Below are 17,754 nucleotides of genomic sequence, written 5' to 3'. Positions count from 1 at the left end.
GGGCCGGCCCTCATGCCGCGATGATTTCGACGCGCGCGTGGTCGCCGACCACGAGGCGGTGGGCCGGTTCGTCCGGCTCCGCCGGGCCGACGGTGGCGTACCGGCCGACGAGCGACCCGTACAGGCCGCGCGGGGTGTGGACATGGGCACCCTGGAGGACGATCGAGTCGGACAGGTGCGTGGCGCGCACGGTGCAGTCGCGCCCGACGGAGGTCCCCGGGCCGATCCAGCTGTCCTCGACGAGGGTGCCGGCGCCGATGACCGCGGGGCCGTGGACGCGGGAGCGGACCACCCGGGCGCCGGGTTCGATGACGACCCGGCCGCGGATCTCGCTCGCCGGGTCGATGTGCCCGTCGACGGCCGGGACGAGGTCGTCCAGGAGCCGGCGGTTGCACGCGAGGACGTCGTCGGAGCGGCCGATGTCCTTCCAGAAGCCGCTGTACCGCCTCGCCTCGACCGTCCGTCCCCGGTCGATGAGCCACTGGATCGCGTCCGTGATCTCCAGCTCGCCCCGGGCGCTCGGCGCGATGGAGCCGATCGCCTCGTGGACGGCGGCGGTGAGGTAGTACAGGCCGAGCACGGCGAGGTCGGTACGCGGCTGCGCCGGCTTCTCCGCGACCCGCAGCACCGCGCCGTCCGCCGCCACCTCCGCCACCCCGTAGGCGCGCGGGTCCGCGACCTGCTGCACCACGAGCCCCGCGGCCGGGCGGGCCCGCCGGAACTCCTCGACGATGCCGGCCGCGCCGTCCGGGAACACGTTGTCCCCGAGATGCAGCAGGAAGTCGTCGTCGCGCAGGAACGGGCGGGCCGTGCGCACCGCGTGCGCCAGGCCGAGCGGCTGCTCCTGCCGCAGGTAGGTGAGGCGCACCCCGAAGCGGGAGCCGTCGCCCATGGCCTCCGCGATGGTGTCCGCCCAGTCGCCGACGACCAGACAGATGTCCCGCGCGCCGAGATCCCGGAGATGGGCGACGACATATTCCAGAGCCGGTTTGTTCGCGAGGGGAATGAGCGCTTTCGGGGTCGAGTAGGTGAAGGGCCGGAGGCGTACTCCGGAACCGCCCGCCAGTACCAGTGCCTTCACGATCCACTGCCTTCCGTAGTCGCTTCCGGTCCCGGACCGGAATGCGTCCGGATGGGCAGAGGCCGCCCACCGAACGCCTATCCCATCCCACGGCGGCGGGCGGGTCATCTCTTGGATTGCCGTGCTCCGGAGCGGGGAAGTGCCGCGGGGTTTACGAGGCCGGGACGGGTGCCGGGTGAAGCGCTTCCTCGATCGCCGCCGCCGCGTCGGCCGCCGTCAGCGAGCCCTCGGACCAGGCGCCGACGGGGAGTTCGACGCCGAATTCCTCGTACACCCAGCCCAGGAACTGGACGACCTTCAACGAGTCGCCGTCGAGTGCGAAGAAGTCGTCGTGCACCGAGAGCGGCCGGGGCGAGAGCAGTTCCTCCCAGCGCCGCAGCACGCGCGCTTCGAGCGGGGTGCGCGGGGGTACGGCGCCGGACCCGGCCACCGCGTGCCGGCCGGCGTCCGTCCGCCGGGCCCGCATCGCGGCGACGACCTGGGCCGGGGTCGCCAGCTCCTCGGCGGTGCGGTGGACCAGCTCCGCCGCGTCCCGGTGCGCGGGGCGGCCGCTCGGCGCGGGACGGTCCGGCGCCTTACGGGCGGACGTGCCCCGGTCCGGCGTCCCCCGGTCCGGCGCGTGCCGGGCCCCGGCGGCCCGTCCGGCGGAGAGCACACGGACGCGGCGCCCGTCCTCGGACGCCTCCCAGCTGCCCCCGGCCTCCTCCAGGAAGTCGGCGGCCGGGACGTTGCGGGCGGTGGGCACGTACGGCAGCCGGAGTTCGGCCAGCCCGCGTTCCTCGGCGAGCCGGCCCAGGTGGGCGAGCATCCGGTGCTCGACGCCGCGTCCGGTCGAACGGCAGCTCAGCAGGAACGTGTCCACGCACAGCGCCCCGTCACGGGCGTCGAAGAGCATGAGGCCCACGATGCCGTAGGTGCCGAAGCGGTCCCGGACATCGACCACCAGGCATTCCGTGCCCCGGTCGGCGAGGGCGGCGATCTCCCCGGCCGTGCGCCGGACGCCGCCGAGGTTGAACTGGGTGGTGCGCTGGGTCAGCTGGGCCGCCCGGTCCAGCTCGGGCGCGGCGAGAGGGCGTACGGTCACCACCAGTTCGAGGCGGTCCAGGAAGTCCGCGAGCGTCGCCGACCGCCGGCGCACCTCCTCGCGGCGGTGGTTGTCCCGGTAGCTGGCCGTCCGGCGGGCGTCCTCGGCGGTCACCTGCGGCGCGTCGAGCGGCCAGCAGTGGGTCAGGAACGCGGCGGCCGCTCCGGCGTCGGCGGGCAGGTGCAGCGCGGTGACCTCGGGGGTCGCGGCGCGCACCTCCGCCACTTGCAGCGGGTCGTCGTCCAGGAACACGAAGGTGTCGAGGCCCAGGTCCAGTTCGCCGGCCAGCGAGCGCAGGTTCTCCGACTTGGGCCGCCAGTTGGCCCGGACCGCGATCACGTGCTCGGGCCGCAGGACCATGTCGGGGTGGTCCCGGAGCACGCCGAGGACGTCCGCCTCGTCGTTGCGGGTGCACAGACAGACCAGGCGGCCGGCGCGCGTCTGGTCCACCAGCATCCGTTGCAGCTCCCGGCGGGCGGGCGGCACGGTGATGCCGCCCTCGGCGATCTCGCCGTCCCAGAGGGTGTTGTCGCAGTCCACCGCGATCACCTTCGGCCGGGGCGCCACCCAGGCGTGGACGGCCCGCGCGACCACCGTCCCGAGCGCGGCGAACGCGGCCTCGGTGTAGGGGACCGCGCCGAGCCGGTCGGTGTACGGGGCGTGCCAGCCGCTGTCCGGGAAGCCGGACAGGACCCGGGCCGAGGAGACGACCTGGACCCGTGGCACCCCGTGCAGGGCGGCGACGAGCTGGTCCTCGGCGGCCCGTACGGCGTCGGGCGCGCCCGGCGGGGAGGGGCACATCAGCACGATGACCGGGCTGCCGCCGCGCGCGGCCGTCGTGCGCACGGCCGCCGCGAGATCGGCCACCGATGCGGCGAGGCGGGTGCCCTCGGCCAGCCAGTCGTCGAGGCGCAGGAGGAGCACCCGGGCGGCCGGACGGGCGGATTCCGGTTCGTCCTGGGAGGCCAGGAGCTCCTGGAACACCTGCCCGTAGGGCGCGAATGCGGCTTCCAGTTCCCCTCCCAGTTCGTCGCCCCAGAATTCCAGTACATCGGCGAGCGGGTCGGCGGTGAAAGTGGACGCGAGCCTGATCCGGATCGGCTCGGGGGAGCGATTCGCGGGGTACACAAAGCCTCCTTTGCCGGCGCCTCGGCGTCGCGTGCGGCGAAGGGCGGGCCAACCGGCGCGATTTCTGCGCACCCAGAATTCGCGTCGGCGCCAGGCGTGTCATCTTCCCGGTTGCGCCGCCTTTTCCGGCCCGCGCGGAATGCGCCGGGGGTGTGCGTCCGCAATCGGGAGGATGACATCCGGAAACACCGGCGGGGAGCCTGGGGGGACTTTTCCCGGGGAGACGAGATGACGGCACCCACCCAACGGCCCACCGCCGACCGGAACGTGATGCTGCCGCTGCGGCGCGGCGGCAGCGGTGCGCCCCTGTTCTGCGTCCACCCCGGCAGCGGCTTCGGACTGCCGTACGCCGGCCTGCTGCCGCATCTCGACGCGCGGGTGCCGGTCCACGCCGTCCAGGCGCGCGGCCTGGTGACGGCGGACGGGCTGCCGTCCTCGCTCGATGAGATGGCGGCGGACTACACCGAGCAGATCCGCCGGGTCCAGCCCGCAGGGCCGTACCGGCTGCTCGGCTGGTGCGTGGGCGGCCGGCTGGCCTTCGAGATCGCGTGCCGGCTCCGCGCCCAGGGCGAGCACGTCGGCCTCCTGGCGCTCGTCAGCACCTCGCCGCCCGGGCCCGAGCCGCTGCCCGGCCCCGAGGAGATCCTGCGGGCCATGCTGCTGCCGCCCGGCGTGGACGAACTGGACGCCGGACTGGCGCGCCTCTGCCGCCTCCCCCTGGACTACGCGTCCCTCAGCGCCCATCTCGTACGGACCGGGCACCCCATGCGCCGCCTGACGGAACCGGCGCTCACAGCGGTGTACGAGGTCTACCGCACCAACGAGCACCTGTACCGGACACCGGTCAGCAGGGTGTTCGACGGTGACGCGCTCAGCCTCGAACCCTCCGCACCGGGCGGCCCCGCCCGGCGGTCCTGGCAGCCGTTCGTCGGCGGCCGCGTCCTCGCCCGCAGCGTCGACGGCCGCCACACGGAGATGATGGAGCCGGGACCCGCCCGGGCCGTCGGCGCCGCCGTCAACGAGGCGCTGGGGTACTGAGCCGCGTCAGGTACGCCTCGATCGCGTCCGGGTCCAGACCGTCCACGAACCCGCGCGCCGCCCGGCGGGACTCCCGGGACAGCCGCCCGTAGTCCTCCTCGTCGTCCAGCAGGCCCCGCAGCGCGTCCAGCCACGGCCCCACGTCCTGCGCGGGGATCTCGGCGTCCGGAAGGGCCACGGGCCCGGCGCCCGGGTAGCGCGTGATGGGCCGCACGGGAAGCAGATCGCCCACCCCGAGCTTCGCCTCACGCAATCCGCCGACGTCGGCCGCCAGCACCGGGATGCCGCGCAGCATGGCCTCCACACTGCAGTAGCCGAAGGTCTCGTCCCACAACGACGGCATGAGCAGCACCTTGGTGCGCCCGTACACCTGCTCCATGTCGTCGGCGCCCGGGTGCACGACGACGTTCGCCCGGGCGGCGAGCGCCGCACGGTCCCGGTCGGTCATGCCCCAGCTCTCCACGGCGAGGAACGGCACGTGCGGCAGGGCATCCGCCAGGGCGAGGAAGACGTCGATCCCCTTGTAGCCGCACGGATTCACGAGGGTGACGTACGTCTGCTCGGCGGGCCGCGGTTCGCGGACCGGCGCACAGGAGTAGATGTCGGGGTAGATCAGCTCGGAGTCGAGACCCGCCCACCGCTCCACGTACTCCCGCGCCGCCCGGCTCACCGACACCAGCCCGGCCGACCGCCCGATCATCGCCGTCGCCGCCCTGCTGGGCCGGAACGAACGCGGCCCGAACGGCAGCTGCTGAAGCGTGTGTACGAGATAGAGGACGCGCTCCGTCGACCGCAGCGCCGCCGAGAGCATCATCATGCCCGGGTCGTCGGAGGGGACGAGCGTCCAGTCGGCCCCGAGGTCCTCCGCCACGTCCATCACCGTGCGCGGCAGGTCCTGGGCGCGCAGGACCCCGTGCACGGTGACGCCCTCGTGCCGGTACCGGAGTATCCGGTCGGTGTGTTCGAGGACCTCGCCCCCGCGTTCGGCGAGGTAGCCGGGCATCCGGTCCGGGCCGATGTGGCTCAGCCGCCCCGTCACCGGAGCGACCACATGGCATGCGTGGCCGCGCCCGGCGAGCCGCTCCATGATCAGCCGGTTCGACTTGTTGGCCCCGCCGTGCGACGGCAGGTAGTACATGTTCTGCGCCAGCAGCACCTTCACCGGACCGCCCACCCTTCCGCGCTCTTCGCCCGCGCCCGGCCGGCGAGCGCCACGACCCGGTCCGCCAGCAGCTCCACGGGGTCCGGACCGTTCATCAGGTCCTGCGTGCCCGCCGGGCCCAGCCGGGCGATCTCGCGTCCGACCGTCCCGGCGGACCAGTCGTGCGCTTCGAGGCTCCGGGCGAGGCCCAGGCGTTCCAGCCGGGCGCCGTTGTCCGGGCGGTCCGCGCCGTCCGCGAGCAGCAGTTGGGGGGTGCCCGAGGCGAGGGCCCGGGCGAGGGTGCCCATGCCGCCGTGGTGCACGACACCGGCCACGCGCGGCAGGACGTCCGCGAAGGGCAGCGAGGTCCGGTGCACCACCCCGGGCGGCAGCACGCGGGGGACCAGGTCGGCGTGCGGGGTGACGACGATGCCACGCCGTCCGGCCGCGGCCAGTCCGGCGACGGCCGAGGTGTAGAAGGCGGGGTGCAGCATCCGGCCCGTGCCGCCGGTGACCACGACGACGTCCTCCCGGCCGGCGTCCGGGACCGGGGCGCGCCGGGTCTCCCCGGCGGCACGGTCCCCGAGCGGGAAGCCGGTCAGCACCAGCGGGCCGGGGGACGCCGGTCCCGCCGCGTCGAACCACCGGGGCCAGAGGCCGACGGTCAGGTCCGCCCGCTGGAGCCACCGCGACCAGCCGGTGACCGGGGGGAGTCCGAGGCCGGCCCGGACGGCGTTGAGTCCGGTCCCGGCCGACCGCGCCAGGTGCAGCGCGGTCATCGGGGCGGTCAACGACTGGAAGGGGGACAGCGAGACCTGGCAGACCGGGCTGCCCGTCAGCTCGGCCGCCATCAGCCCGGACAGGCACGAGGTCAGCCGGCCGACCACCACGGTGTCGCCGCCGGCACCGGCCATCGCCTCGGCCTCGCGCCGGATCTGCCCGAAGCCGCCGGCCACGGACACCCGGTCCAGGAAGAGGTCCGCGTCGCCGTAGTAGTCGGCGACGCGGGTGTGGTGCCGCCCGCCCAGCAGGTGCCGCCCGCCCAGCAGGTCCCGGGCGCGTCGCAGATGGCGCGCGTAGCCCGCCGCGTCGTCCACCGCCCGGAAGTCCGCCCCCGTGGCCGCGACGGCCTCCCCGTACGGGGCGTGCGTGAGGACGGTGACGTCCTGGTGCCGCCGGACGAGGACGCCGGCCAGCGCGACGAACGGATCGACGTCACCGCGCGTGCCGTGGGCGAGGAGCAGGAACCTGGTCACCGAGGAGCGTCCAGGGCCCGGGTGACGGCGGCCACGCTCGCGCCGAACGTGAACTCGTCCGTGAAGAGCTCGTCCATCGACATGTTCACCCCGAGGCGGTCCTCCACCGCCATCAGCAGCATGACCAGCTCCATGGACCCGCCGCCCAGCCCGAAGAAGTCGTCCTCGTCGCGCGGGCGGACCCCCACCGCGTCGGACCAGACGTCGCCGAGCGCGGCGCGCACCTCCTCGGCGGACAGCCGCGCCCCGGGGCCCCCGAAGTCGGCGGAGAGCCAGCGCTCCGGACGGATCCGGATCTGGTCGCTGGCGGAGTACACCTCGCGGGCCATGGCGAGGTAGCCCTCCACCTGGTCGGCGGGGAGATAGCGCTTGGCCAGCTCGCGCCGCAGCTCCTCCTCCCTGCCCGGCACCACGGCGACGACCGGCCCCTCCACCGTGACGTAACGGGTCGTCGGCTCGGTGCGCTGCACCATGAGCGAGAACCGTCCGGACGCCTCGATCGCCCGGTGCTTGGGGCAGCCGGTGGCCGTGAGGATCCACAGCTCCCCGCCGGGCTCGTAGGCGTACCAGATCGGGACGGTGAGCGGGGCCCGCCCCGGTTCGAGGGCGACGGACAGGGCGCCGATGTGCGGCTCGGCGAGAAACGCTTCACGCTCGTGCGGGGTCAGTGCCATGGGGCCCTCCTGGGGGTCGCTCGTTGCTCAATCGGAGTAGACGGGGAGCAGCCCGAGCTCTCCGGCGCGGGCCAGGCCCGGTGCGCTCGCGTCCCGGTCGGAGACGACGGGCGTGATGTCCGCGGGCCACTGGATGCCCAGCTCCGGATCGAGCGGGTCCAGGCCGTGTTCCCGCTTCGGGTCGTACGTGGCGGAGCTGAGGTAGATGACCGTTGCCTCGTCGCTGACGGCCATGAAGCCGAAGCCCAGGCCCTCGGAGACGTACAGCGCGGCGCAGTTGGTGTCGTCCAGTTCCGCCGTACGCCACTGGCCGAAGGTCGGGGAGCCGACCCTGATGTCCACGACCGCGCCGACCACCGCACCCCGCAGACAGGTGACGTACTTGGCCTGGCCCGGCGGGTTCTCGGTGAAGTGGATGCCGCGCAGGACGCCCTTCCGCGACACCGCGCAGTTGGCCTGACGGACGTCCATCTCCCGGCCGGTCGCGGTGTGCAGCGCGTCGTTCCGGAACCACTCGTGGAAGCTGCCGCGGTCGTCGCGGAACAGCTTCTTCTCCTCGGTCCAGGCACCTGGAATTCCCAGCGGCTTCATCGTCCGACCCTTCTGTTGGCGGCCGTGAGGCCGTGGCACCCGTGGATGACGTCCGGCCGCCACCGTGCCGGGCCGCCCGGGCGCGCGCATCTTCCTGGTTGCCCGCCGGGGTGGCCGACGCGGCGGAACGGCCTGCGGGGGCGTGCAGCGCAACCGGGGAGATGACATCCGGCGGCGCCGCCGAGGACGTTGGACGACCGAGCTCAACGGGGCGCGAAGGCCGGAGATTTTCGTGGACATCGACCAGGTGGTTTCGACCGAACTCTTCGTGGGTTCGGAGCGGCATCCGCTCCAGGTGCAGCGCGTGACCCTGACCAACCGCGGGGCGGAGTCCGTACGCGAGGACGAGCCGGTCACCGTCCGGATCGAGGGCGCACGGGTGACCACGCCCCGGCCCGTGGTCGTGACGGGGATGCGGCCGGGCGAGGAACGCGTCCTCGACGTGCCGGTCGCCGTCGGCCCCGGCACCGAGGAGGGAACGCGCCTCGCGGTGACGGTGTCCGTCGAGGCGGGGGGCCGGCGCCGGGAGACGACCGCCGAACTCGTCGCGGCCGCCCCGGGGTGGACCATGTTCATGGTCCCGCACTTCCACTACGACCCGTTCTGGTGGAACACCCAGGCCGGCTACCTCTCCGAGTGGGACTCCCAGCCGGCCGAGGCGCAGAAGCTCCGCAAGCCCCACCAGGCCGCCGCCTTCGACCTCGTACGGGCCCATCTCGACTTCGCCCGCCGGGACCCGGACTACAAGTTCGTCCTCGCCGAGTTCGACTACCTCAAGCCGTACTGGGACGTCTGCCCGGAGGACCGGGCGGACCTGCGCCGGTTCATCGCCGAGGGGCGGATCGAACTGGTGGGCGGCATGTACAACGAGCCGAACACCAACCTGACGAGCCTGGAAGCCACCATCCGCAACATCGCCCACGGGGTGCGCTTCCAGCGCGGCCTGATCGGCGGTGAACCGCGTACCGGATGGATGCTCGACGTGTTCGGGCACGACCCCGCGTTCCCGTCCCTGATGGCCGACGCCGGGCTCACCGAACTGGCCTTCGCGCGCGGCCCGTTCCACCAGTGGGGGCCGCAGGTGACCGGCGGCGACGACACCGGGATGCAGTTCGCCAGCGAGATCGAGTGGATCGGGCCGGACGGCACGGGGCTGCCGGCCTGCTACCTCGCCCACCACTACCCCGCCGGATGGCGGCTCAACGAGGTGGACACCCTCGCCGAGGCGGAGGACGAGGCGTACCACCAGTTCCGGACCCTGAAACGGGTGGCGTCCACCCGCAACGTGCTCCTGCCGGTCGGCTACAACCACGTGGCCCCCGGCCGCTGGACGACCGAGATCCACCGCCACTGGAACGAGCGGTACGTCTGGCCCCGGTTCGTCGTCGCGCTGCCCGGCGAGTTCTTCGCCCGGGTACGGGAGGACGCGGACCGGGACCACATCGCGTTCACCCCGCAGTCCCGCGACATGAACCCGGTCTACCCCGGCAAGGACGTCTCGTACATCGACATCAAGCAGGCCCAGCGCGCCGCCGAGACGGCGGTCCTGGACGCGGAGAAGCTGTCCACGCTCGCCTCCGTCCTCGGCGCGCCCTACCCGGAAGGGGCCATCGACAAAGCCTGGCGGCAGCTGTTCTTCGGCGCGCACCACGACGGGATCACCGGCGTCACCTCCGACCAGGTCTACCTCGACCTCGCGGCCGGCTGGCGGGAGGCGTACGAGCTGGGGGCCGGGGTGCGCGACGAGGCCCTGGCCCACCTGGCCGGGCGCACGGACACCCGGGGCGCCGGGCGCCCGCTGCTCGTCGTGAACACCCAGTCCTGGGAGCGCACCGACCTCGCCACCGTCACCGTCCGCCTCCCCGAGAACGGCCCGGCCGGAGTGCGGGTGCTCGACACCGAGGGCCAGGAGGTCCCCGCCGTCGCCACGGGCGTCTCCCGGCACCCCGGCGGCGCACTCGCCACGGTCACCCTGTCGTTCGTGGCCGCCCGCGTCCCCGCCACCGGCCACCGGGTGTTCCGCCTCGTGGACGCGGCGGCCCCGGCCGAGGAGGGCTGGCAACGGACCGAGGGCCACCGCGCGGAGAACGACGCCTTCCTCGTCGAGGCGGACCCGGCGCGCGGCGGTGCGCTGACCCGCGTCCTGGACAAGCGCACCGGCAAGGAGCTGCTGCGGCCCGGTGAGGCGGCCGGTCCTGTCCTGGACGACGAGTACCCCGACCACCCGGCGTTCGGCAAAGGACCGTGGCACATCGTCCCGACCGGCCACCGCCGCACCCCGGCCGAGGCACCGGCCGAGGTGCACGTCGAGACGTCCCCGGCCGGCCTGCGCCTGGTCTCGGCGTGCCGCATCGGGGACCTCCGCATCACCACCGAGGTCACGCTCCTCCACGGGCTCGACCGCCTGGAGTTCCGGACCCGCGTCGACGGCGCGAGCGGCCAGGACCGGCTGCTGCGCGTCCGCTTCCCGCTGGACATCGCGGGCGCCCGGCCGGTGTACGAGGTGGGCAACGCCGTCATCGGCCGCACCTTCGGCTCGTCCCAGCTCGACGTCGCCGAGCATCCGTACGCGCTCGACAGCCCCGCGTACAACTGGGCGGGCCTCTCCTCCGCCGCACGCGTCGTGCTCGAAAGCCACGGCGTCCCCGTCGCCACGCAGGCGATCGGCGTCGCCGAGGTCGTCGCGCACCACGGGCGCGGTGAGGACCAGGACGCGGCGGTGCGCGCCCTGGTCGCCGCCCTCGCCCAGCAGGGCGTCACGGCGACCACCTCGCGCCCGGACGGCTCCCGGTACGGCTCGCTCGACGTCGACTCCAACCTCCCCGACGTCCGGGTGAGCGTGGGCGGGCCCGCCGAGAACGCCTTCACGGCCCGCGTCCTCGCGGCGGCCGGTGACTGGTACACCGACCGGCTCGACGCCCTGCTGAAGGAGCACGGCACGGCCTGCCTCTGGGTGCCGGCGACCCGTTCCCGTACGGAGATGTGGGCGCCGGGCACCGATCTGCGCGGCGCACGCGACCTGCCCGTCCTCGTCGTCGCCGGACACGACGGCCCGGCCCTCGCGGGCGCCGTCGCGGACCTCGTCGCCGGACTGTCCGGCGCGGAGATCTGGATCGAGCAGCCCGGGGCCCCCGACGCCGTCCCCGCCGACGAGATGCTGGAGGACCACTCGGCGGCGGTGCTCCACCGGGGCACCCCCGGAGTCGTGGTCGAGCCCGACGGGACGCTCTGCCTGTCCCTGCTGCGGGCGTGCAGCGGATGGCCGGCCGGGACCTGGATCGAGCCGCCGCAGCGCACCGCCCCCGACGGATCGAGCTTCGCCCTCCAGCACTGGAGCCACACCTTCGCATACGCCCTCGTCAGCGGCGCCGGGGACTGGCGGGACGCCGGCTTCGTACGGGCCGGCCACGCCTACAACAGCCGCTTCCTGACCCGGCTCACCGACTCCCACGACGGCGAGCTGCCCGCCTCCGCGAGCCTGCTCCGGGCCGAACCCGACAACGTGGTGGTCACGGCGCTCAAGCCCCGGCACGGCGACCCGGGCGCCGGAATCACCCTCCGCTGCTACGAGACCCGCGGCCGCGCCACGCGGGCCCGCGTCCACTCCTTCGTCCCGCTCCACGACGGCGCCGAGGCCGACCTCCACGAACAGCCGCGCGCACCCCTGGACACCGACGACGGCACACTCCGCCTCGCCCTCGGCCCGGCTGCGACCGTCACCGCGACGGCCCTGCCCGCCGTACCGGACCAGGTGCGACCGGCCAGGTCCGGCACCGGGCCGGACGCACCGGTGTTCGCCCGGTACTGGCTCCACAACAAGGGCGCCGCCCCGCTGGGCCACCAGCCGGCCACCGTGTACGTGGAGCCCCGGGACATCGACCTCACCGGTCCGGTGACCGTGCGGGTGACGGTCTCCGCCGTCGGCACGGCGTCCGGCACCGTGGAACTGACCCTCCCGCCGGGCGTGACCGCGAGCGCGCCGGACGACCTGCGCTTCGACCTGGACGACGACCACCGGTGCTTCGACGTGCTGCTGCGCCCCGAGGAGGGCGCGCCCCCGGGCATCCGGCACCTCACGGCCCGGCTGGCCGGCGAGGGCTGCCCGCCGGTCGAGGACGTCGCCACCGTCCGGATGGGCGCCCCCGGCGAGGAGGGGCGGCTGAGCGTCGAGAGCCTGACCCCGGAGCTGGTGGTCGACGCCGGGGGAGACGGCGAGCTGCGGGTCCGGCTGACCAGCCACAGCCTGGACGAGGTGCGCGGTGAGGCCCAGCTCATCACCCCGTACGGCACCTGGGAGTTCGCCGGTCCGTGGACGCGGACGTTCGCCCTCGGCCCCGGCGCCCGGACCGATCTCGCCTATCCGGTGCGCGTGCCGCACGGCACGGACCCGGCCGCGTCCTGGGCGCTGGTCAAGGTCATGGCGTACGGCGACGTCCACTACACCCCGGCCGTCCCCCTGACGATCCGCGCACACGAGTCCGCCCGACCGGGCAACCACCACGAGCCCTTGAGTACAGGAGCATGATGAGCACTTCCGTGAGTCAGAAACCCGCGAGGGAGGAGACCGGGCCGTCCGGAAGGAAGGCGTGGCTCGGTCTCGTCGTACTCCTGCTGCCGATGATGCTGGTGATGCTGGACCTCGGCGTCATCTTCCTGGCGATCCCCTACATGGTCAGCGACCTGTCCCTCAGCAACCTCGAAGCGCTGTGGATCATCGACATCTACGGCTTCTTCGTCGTCGGATTCATGGTCACCATCGGACGCCTGGGCGACCGGATCGGCCGCCGGAAGCTCCTGCTGATCGGTGCCGCCGCGTTCGCCGTCCTGTCGGTGCTCGCGGCGCTCTCGCACAGTCCGGCGGTCCTCATCGTGGTGCGTGCCCTGCTGGGCATCGCCGGGGCGACCATCGGGCCGGCCGTCATGGCCCTGATCAAGGAGATGTTCCCCGACCCCAAGAAGATGGCCACCGCCTTCTCGATGATGGCGACCGCGGCGATGCTCGGCGTGCTGCTCGGCCCCACCGTCGGCGGCTTCCTGCTGGGCGTCTTCTGGTGGGGGTCCACGTTCCTCATCGCCGTGCCGGTGATGGTCCTGCTGCTCGTGGTGGGGCCGTTCGTCCTGCCCGAGTCCCGGGACGACTCGGCGCAGCCGCTCGACCTCGTCAGCGTGGGCCTGTCGCTGGCGACGATGCTCCCCGCCATCTGGGGCCTGACCGCGCTGGCCCGCAGCCTGTCCGTGCTCCCGCTGGTGGCCATCGCGGTCGGGCTGGCGTTCGGCGTCGCCTTCGCGCGCCGCCAGCGCCGGCTGGCCGACCCGCTGGTCGACATGGGGTTCTTCCGGGTCCGCACGGTCGGCGCGACGCTGCTGGTGTTCCTGCTCGTCGGGATCGTGCAGAGCGGAAACGGCCTGGTGCTCAACCAGCACCTCCAACTGGTCGACGGCTACTCGGCGTTCCAGACGGCCCTGTGGATGGTGCTGCCGGTCTCGATGGCGATCCTCGGGGTGCATCTGTCCACGATGCTCGCGAAGCGCTTCCCGCCCGGCAGGGTACTCACCGGCGGCCTGCTGCTCGCCGCCACCGGCGAGGCCGTGCTGACGCGGATGACCGCGGAGAGCGGGGTGGCCACGCTGATCGGCGGGCTGTGCGTCGTGATGCTGGGGACCAGCCCCGTCGGCGTGCTGAGCGGCCAGCTGGTCATGCAGGCGGTGCCGCAGGAGCGGGCGGGTTCGGCCGGTTCCCTGAGCGGGATCAGCGGCGAATTCGGCTCCGCGCTCGGCGTCGCCGTGTTCGGCAGCCTCATGACGGCCTTCTACGCCGGACACGTGAACATCCCCGCATCCGTCACCGGAAAGACCGCCTCCGCGATCAACGAGACCCTTCCCCACGCGATCGACGCCGCCGGCCGGCTCCCGGCCCGGGCCGGGAGCCAGGTCCTGGCGGCCGCGCGGGACACCTTCAACACCGGAGCCACCTCCGTCGCGCTGCTGGCCATGCTGCTCTTCCTCGGGCTCGCGTTCGTCGCCCACAAGACCCTGCGCGGCGTCCGGCCGATCGGCTCCTCGCCCGAACCGTCCGAAGAAAACGAGTAAGGAGCCCTCCCATGCGTGTCGCCTTCGCGGTCTGGCCCGCGGCCGCCCACCTCTACCCCTTCGTCCCCCTGGCCTGGGCGCTGCGCGCCGCAGGACATGACGTCGTCGTCGTCTCCCACCCCACGCTCGGCCCCACGGTCACGGCGTCCGGCCTCACCTTCAAGGAGATGTGCGGCGCGGACGAGATGCCCGAACCCACCGGACCGACCGGGGCGTGGCCGCAGGCCCGTAAGGAAGTCACCCGCATCACCGAGGCACTGCGCGTCCCGGAGGAGAACGAAATGGAGTGGGGCACCATCTGCCACGGCTTCCTGCCGGCGATGTGGGACTTCACCCCCTTCCAGGGCTCGCCCGACGAACCCCTGCCCGCCATGGACGGGATGGTGGGCTTCTTCCGCAGCTGGCAGCCCGACCTGGTCATCTGGGACCCCTGCATGCCCGGCGCGGCCGTCGCCGCGCGCGCGGTCGGCGCCCGGCACGCCCGGCAGTCCGGGACGGACTACAACGGCTGGTTCCTCGACCTGTACGAGAAGCTGACCGAGGGCCCGGACGCCCCCGACGAGCCCAACCCCATGGTCGAGACGATCCGGGCGATGGCCGAGCGGTACGACGTCCCGATCGACCACGACACCCTCTACGGGCAGTGGACGATCGACGTCGTCCCCAGCGGCATGAACTTCGACGTGGACACCCGGCGGCTCCCGATGCGGTGGATACCGCACACCGCCCAGACAGCCATGCCCGACTGGCTGTACCCCGTGCCGGACCGGCCCCGGGTCGCGCTCTCGCTCGGGCTCTCGGTACGCAAGTACGTGCCGGCCACCGACTGGGCGTACGTCCGGACGCTGCTGGACGCGCTGGGCGGTCTGGACATCGAGGTCGTCGCGACGCTGGACGCCAGCCAGCTCGCGGACGCCGGCGAACTCCCCGCGAACATCCGGGTGGTCGACTACCTGCCGCTCGACAACCTGATGCAGACCTGCCAACTCCTCATCCACCACGGCGGGATCGGCACCATGGCCGCCGCCGGTTGCGTGGGCGTCCCGCAGATCGTCGTGGACTTCCCGGAGACCGACGAGAAGAAGGAGGACGAGCCGCCGTCCGAGCGGATCGCCTACCCCCGGTACAAGCTCGCGCCGGTGACCGGCGCCTACATCACCGGATTCGGCGCGGGCGAGGTGATGGACCTCGGCAGCCCGTCCGTGGAGGCCATACGCGAACAGGTCACCCGGCTCCTGACCGACCCGGCGTTCCGCGACGGCGCCGGGCGGCTGCGGATGGACCTGATGGCGTCGCCGAGCCCCAGCGACATCGTCCCGACCCTCGAAAAGCTCGCCCTCGCCCGCTGAGCACGCACCTCCGGCCCGCACGTCACAGGAGTAGGAGTACGCAGGCATGACCGCATCCAGCACGGCGGACGGGACGACCCGGCTGCCGCTGTCGTTCAACCAGGAGTTCCTCCGCATGTTCGACTCGGGCGACGAGTCGGGCCCGTTCGGACCCCGGTTCCACATGGTCGGCGTCTGGCGGCTGACCGGTCCGGTCGACCCGGACCACCTGCGCGGGGCCCTGGCCGACGTGGTGGACCGGCACGAACCGCTGCGCAGCCAGATCGTCCGCGAGGCGGGCGCCGGCCACCAGCGGGTCTTCCCCGCCACCCCGCCCCGCCTCGACGTCCGGGAGTGCCCCGGTGTCCCGGTCGCGGAGCGGGCGCGGCGGGCGCAGGAACTGCGCCGCGAGATCGAGGCCGGGACGCTCGACATCAACGAGCTGCCCCACCTGCGGGCCGTGCTCCTCCGCTTCGACGCCCGCGACGCGGTCCTGCTGCTCCAGACCCACCACACCGCGACCGACGGCATGTCGATGCGCCTGCTCGCGCGGGACCTCGCCGCGTACTACACCGCCCGCAAGGACGGCACCGACGCCGGGCTGCCGCCCGTACGGCCGTACCACGAGTTCGTCGCCTGGGAGCGGGAGCAGGCGGCGAGCGCGGCGACGGCCAGATCGCTGGACCACTGGCGGCGGAAGCTGCGCGACGCCCGGCTGACCGCCCTCAGGACCGACCACCTCAAGTCCGCCGGGCTGCCGTCCGTCACCGCCGCCTACCGGTTCACGGTCGGCGCGGACCTCGTCTCCGGCGCGACCGCGCTGGCCAAGGACGCCTGCTGCTCACCGTTCATGGTGCTGCTCGCCGCGTACTACCGGCTCGTCCACCGGATCACCGGTGCCACGGACGTCGTGGTCTCGACGCACACCCCCGGGCGCGCCAACGGGAAGTTCAACGACACCGTGGGCTCGTTCTTCAACTTCCTGCCGCTCCGGGTCGACCTCGCCGGGTGCGCGGACGTCGGGGAGCTGCTGCGCCGCACCCGCGCCACCTGCCTGGACGCCTACGCGCACGACATCCCCGCGATCCAGCTCTTCGAGGCGCTGCCCGACCTGATGTCCCTCGCGATGCGGGACGACCACGCGCCGGTCACCTTCCAGGTGTTCCCGCGCGCCCGCGCCCTGGAGGAGGACGAGGGCGACCCGGACGCCGGCACACCGGCGTTCTCCGAGATCCCCTGGCAGCCGCAGTCGGCGCCGGTGGTCTCCGAGCTCCCGGACGGCGCCCTGTGGACCCTCAGCTTCGAGCCCTCCGGCGAGGCCATGGGCAACCTGATGTACCGCACCGACCGCTTCGACGAGGCGACGGTGGTGAGGATGGCCGACGAGTACCGGGAGGTCCTGCGGGAGCTGCTGGCGGAGGCCGCCGCCCCCGTGGCGCGTGCGGCATGACCGCGACGGGGAGCACGATCGCGACGGGCCGGATGGTCCGGGTCCCGGGCGGTGAGTTCCTCCAGGGCTCGCCGCAGCGGATGCTCGACCTCCTGGACGAGGCGGACCAGCCGTTCCCGCGCCAGTGGTTCGCCGACGAGACCCCGGTCGTCGCGCGGACCGTCGCCCCCTACCGGATCGACCAGTACCCGGTGACGGTCGGCGAGTTCGGCAGGTTCGTCGCGGAGACCGGCTACCGGACCGACGCGGAGGAGCGCGGCTTCAGCCTCGTCTACGGGGCGGGCGGCTGGGTGGAACAGCCCGGCGCCCGCTGGGACGCGCCCGGCGGCCCGGGCCTCACGGTGAGCGGATACGAGGACCACCCGGTCGTCCACGTCTCGTGGGGCGACGCGAGCGCGTACGCCCGGTGGGCCGGCAAGCGGCTGCCGACCGAGGCGGAGTGGGAGTTCGCGGCGCGCGGGACCGGGTTCAGGATCTGGCCGTGGGGCGACAGCTGGGACGCGGGGAACGCCAACACCACGGAGTTCCACGCGCGTTCGTTCACCTCGTACGCGGCATGGCAGGAGTGGTGGGCCGCGGAGTGCGCCCGTGAGGGGGCGCTGCCGCGCACGACGCCGGTGGGCGCCTTCTCGGACCGGGGCGACAGCCCGTTCGGCTGCGCCGACATGGCCGGCAACGTCTACGAGTGGACGTCGACGCTCTCGCACCTCTACGACGACGCGGTGGACTGCGACCCGACCGTGCGCATGGCCCTGGGCCGGTACCGCGTCATCCGCGGCGGCTCCTGGATGAATCTCCGGTACCAGGTGCGCTGCGCCGAAAGAATGCACGGCGATCCCAGCGGATGGGCCAGTTTCGCGCACGGATTCCGGTGCGCGAAAGACGATTGAAAT

At 73.4% G+C, this 17,754-nt stretch carries 12 protein-coding genes and 1 pseudogene; 6 read left to right on the top strand and 7 right to left on the bottom strand.

The window, feature by feature from the left end; genetic code table 11:
* Positions 1-10: 10 nt before the first annotated feature.
* Together OG867_RS00385 and OG867_RS00380 are read right to left on the bottom strand one after the other, a co-directional pair.
* Entirely contained in the window at positions 11-1,081 is a 1,071-nt protein-coding gene (locus OG867_RS00385) for a glucose-1-phosphate thymidylyltransferase (RefSeq protein WP_328904631.1), read from the bottom strand.
* A gap of 151 nt (positions 1,082-1,232) precedes the next feature.
* Positions 1,233-3,293 (bottom strand): HAD-IIIC family phosphatase, encoded by a 2,061-nt coding sequence (locus tag OG867_RS00380; protein WP_331720357.1) that lies wholly within the window; start codon positions 3,291-3,293, stop codon positions 1,233-1,235.
* Between the two features lie 228 nt (positions 3,294-3,521).
* Here OG867_RS00380 and OG867_RS00375 point away from each other — a divergent pair, with 228 nt between their 5' ends.
* Complete coding sequence (locus OG867_RS00375; RefSeq protein ID WP_331720356.1) at positions 3,522-4,331, top strand: thioesterase domain-containing protein; 810 nt, start codon at positions 3,522-3,524, stop codon at positions 4,329-4,331.
* Here the strand turns inward: OG867_RS00375 and OG867_RS00370 are convergent.
* The 5 genes and pseudogenes from OG867_RS00370 to OG867_RS00350 all read right to left on the bottom strand — a co-directional run bounded on the left by OG867_RS00370 (position 4,309) and on the right by OG867_RS00350 (position 7,993).
* Entirely contained in the window at positions 4,309-5,493 is a 1,185-nt protein-coding gene (locus tag OG867_RS00370; protein ID WP_406281331.1) for a glycosyltransferase family 4 protein, read from the bottom strand. The genes OG867_RS00375 and OG867_RS00370 overlap by 23 nt on opposite strands.
* Entirely contained in the window at positions 5,490-6,728 is a 1,239-nt protein-coding gene (locus OG867_RS00365) for a glycosyltransferase (protein WP_331720354.1), read from the bottom strand. Before OG867_RS00365 ends, OG867_RS00370 begins: the two co-directional genes overlap by 4 nt.
* The gene (locus tag OG867_RS00360) at positions 6,725-6,952 is read right to left on the bottom strand and encodes an acyl carrier protein (protein ID WP_331720456.1); all 228 of its coding nucleotides are present in this window, start codon (positions 6,950-6,952) and stop codon (positions 6,725-6,727) included. Before OG867_RS00360 ends, OG867_RS00365 begins: the two co-directional genes overlap by 4 nt.
* Before the next feature lie 30 nt (positions 6,953-6,982).
* A pseudogene (locus tag OG867_RS00355) lies at positions 6,983-7,402 on the bottom strand (pyridoxamine 5'-phosphate oxidase family protein); the annotation flags it as partial.
* A 27-nt stretch (positions 7,403-7,429) separates the two neighbouring features.
* Entirely contained in the window at positions 7,430-7,993 is a 564-nt protein-coding gene (locus OG867_RS00350; RefSeq protein WP_331720353.1) for a dTDP-4-dehydrorhamnose 3,5-epimerase, read from the bottom strand.
* 232 nt (positions 7,994-8,225) lie between these two features.
* Between OG867_RS00350 and OG867_RS00345 the strand changes: the two genes are divergently transcribed.
* The 5 genes from OG867_RS00345 to OG867_RS00325 are packed head-to-tail and all read left to right on the top strand — an operon-like array spanning position 8,226 to position 17,751.
* The gene (locus OG867_RS00345; RefSeq protein ID WP_331720352.1) at positions 8,226-12,518 is read left to right on the top strand and encodes a glycoside hydrolase family 38 C-terminal domain-containing protein; all 4,293 of its coding nucleotides are present in this window, start codon (positions 8,226-8,228) and stop codon (positions 12,516-12,518) included.
* Between the two features lie 11 nt (positions 12,519-12,529).
* On the top strand, positions 12,530-14,083 hold the full coding sequence (locus OG867_RS00340) for an MFS transporter (protein ID WP_406281325.1): 1,554 nt from the start codon (positions 12,530-12,532) through the stop codon (positions 14,081-14,083).
* Between the two features lie 11 nt (positions 14,084-14,094).
* A complete protein-coding gene (locus OG867_RS00335) occupies positions 14,095-15,432 on the top strand; it encodes a nucleotide disphospho-sugar-binding domain-containing protein (protein WP_331720350.1) in 1,338 nt (445 codons plus the stop codon).
* Between the two features lie 46 nt (positions 15,433-15,478).
* Positions 15,479-16,861, top strand: coding sequence for a condensation domain-containing protein (locus tag OG867_RS00330; protein WP_331720349.1), 1,383 nt, complete (start codon positions 15,479-15,481; stop codon positions 16,859-16,861).
* Positions 16,858-17,751 (top strand): formylglycine-generating enzyme family protein, encoded by an 894-nt coding sequence (locus tag OG867_RS00325; protein WP_328904621.1) that lies wholly within the window; start codon positions 16,858-16,860, stop codon positions 17,749-17,751. Before OG867_RS00330 ends, OG867_RS00325 begins: the two co-directional genes overlap by 4 nt.
* Positions 17,752-17,754: the final 3 nt, after the last annotated feature.

It is taken from the genome of Streptomyces sp. NBC_00209 (assembly GCF_045206345.1).
Taxonomy (GTDB): Bacteria; Actinomycetota; Actinomycetes; order Streptomycetales; family Streptomycetaceae; genus Streptomyces.
The sequence above is the reverse complement of the archived record's forward strand: the minus strand, read 5'-3'. Positions and strand labels throughout refer to the sequence as shown.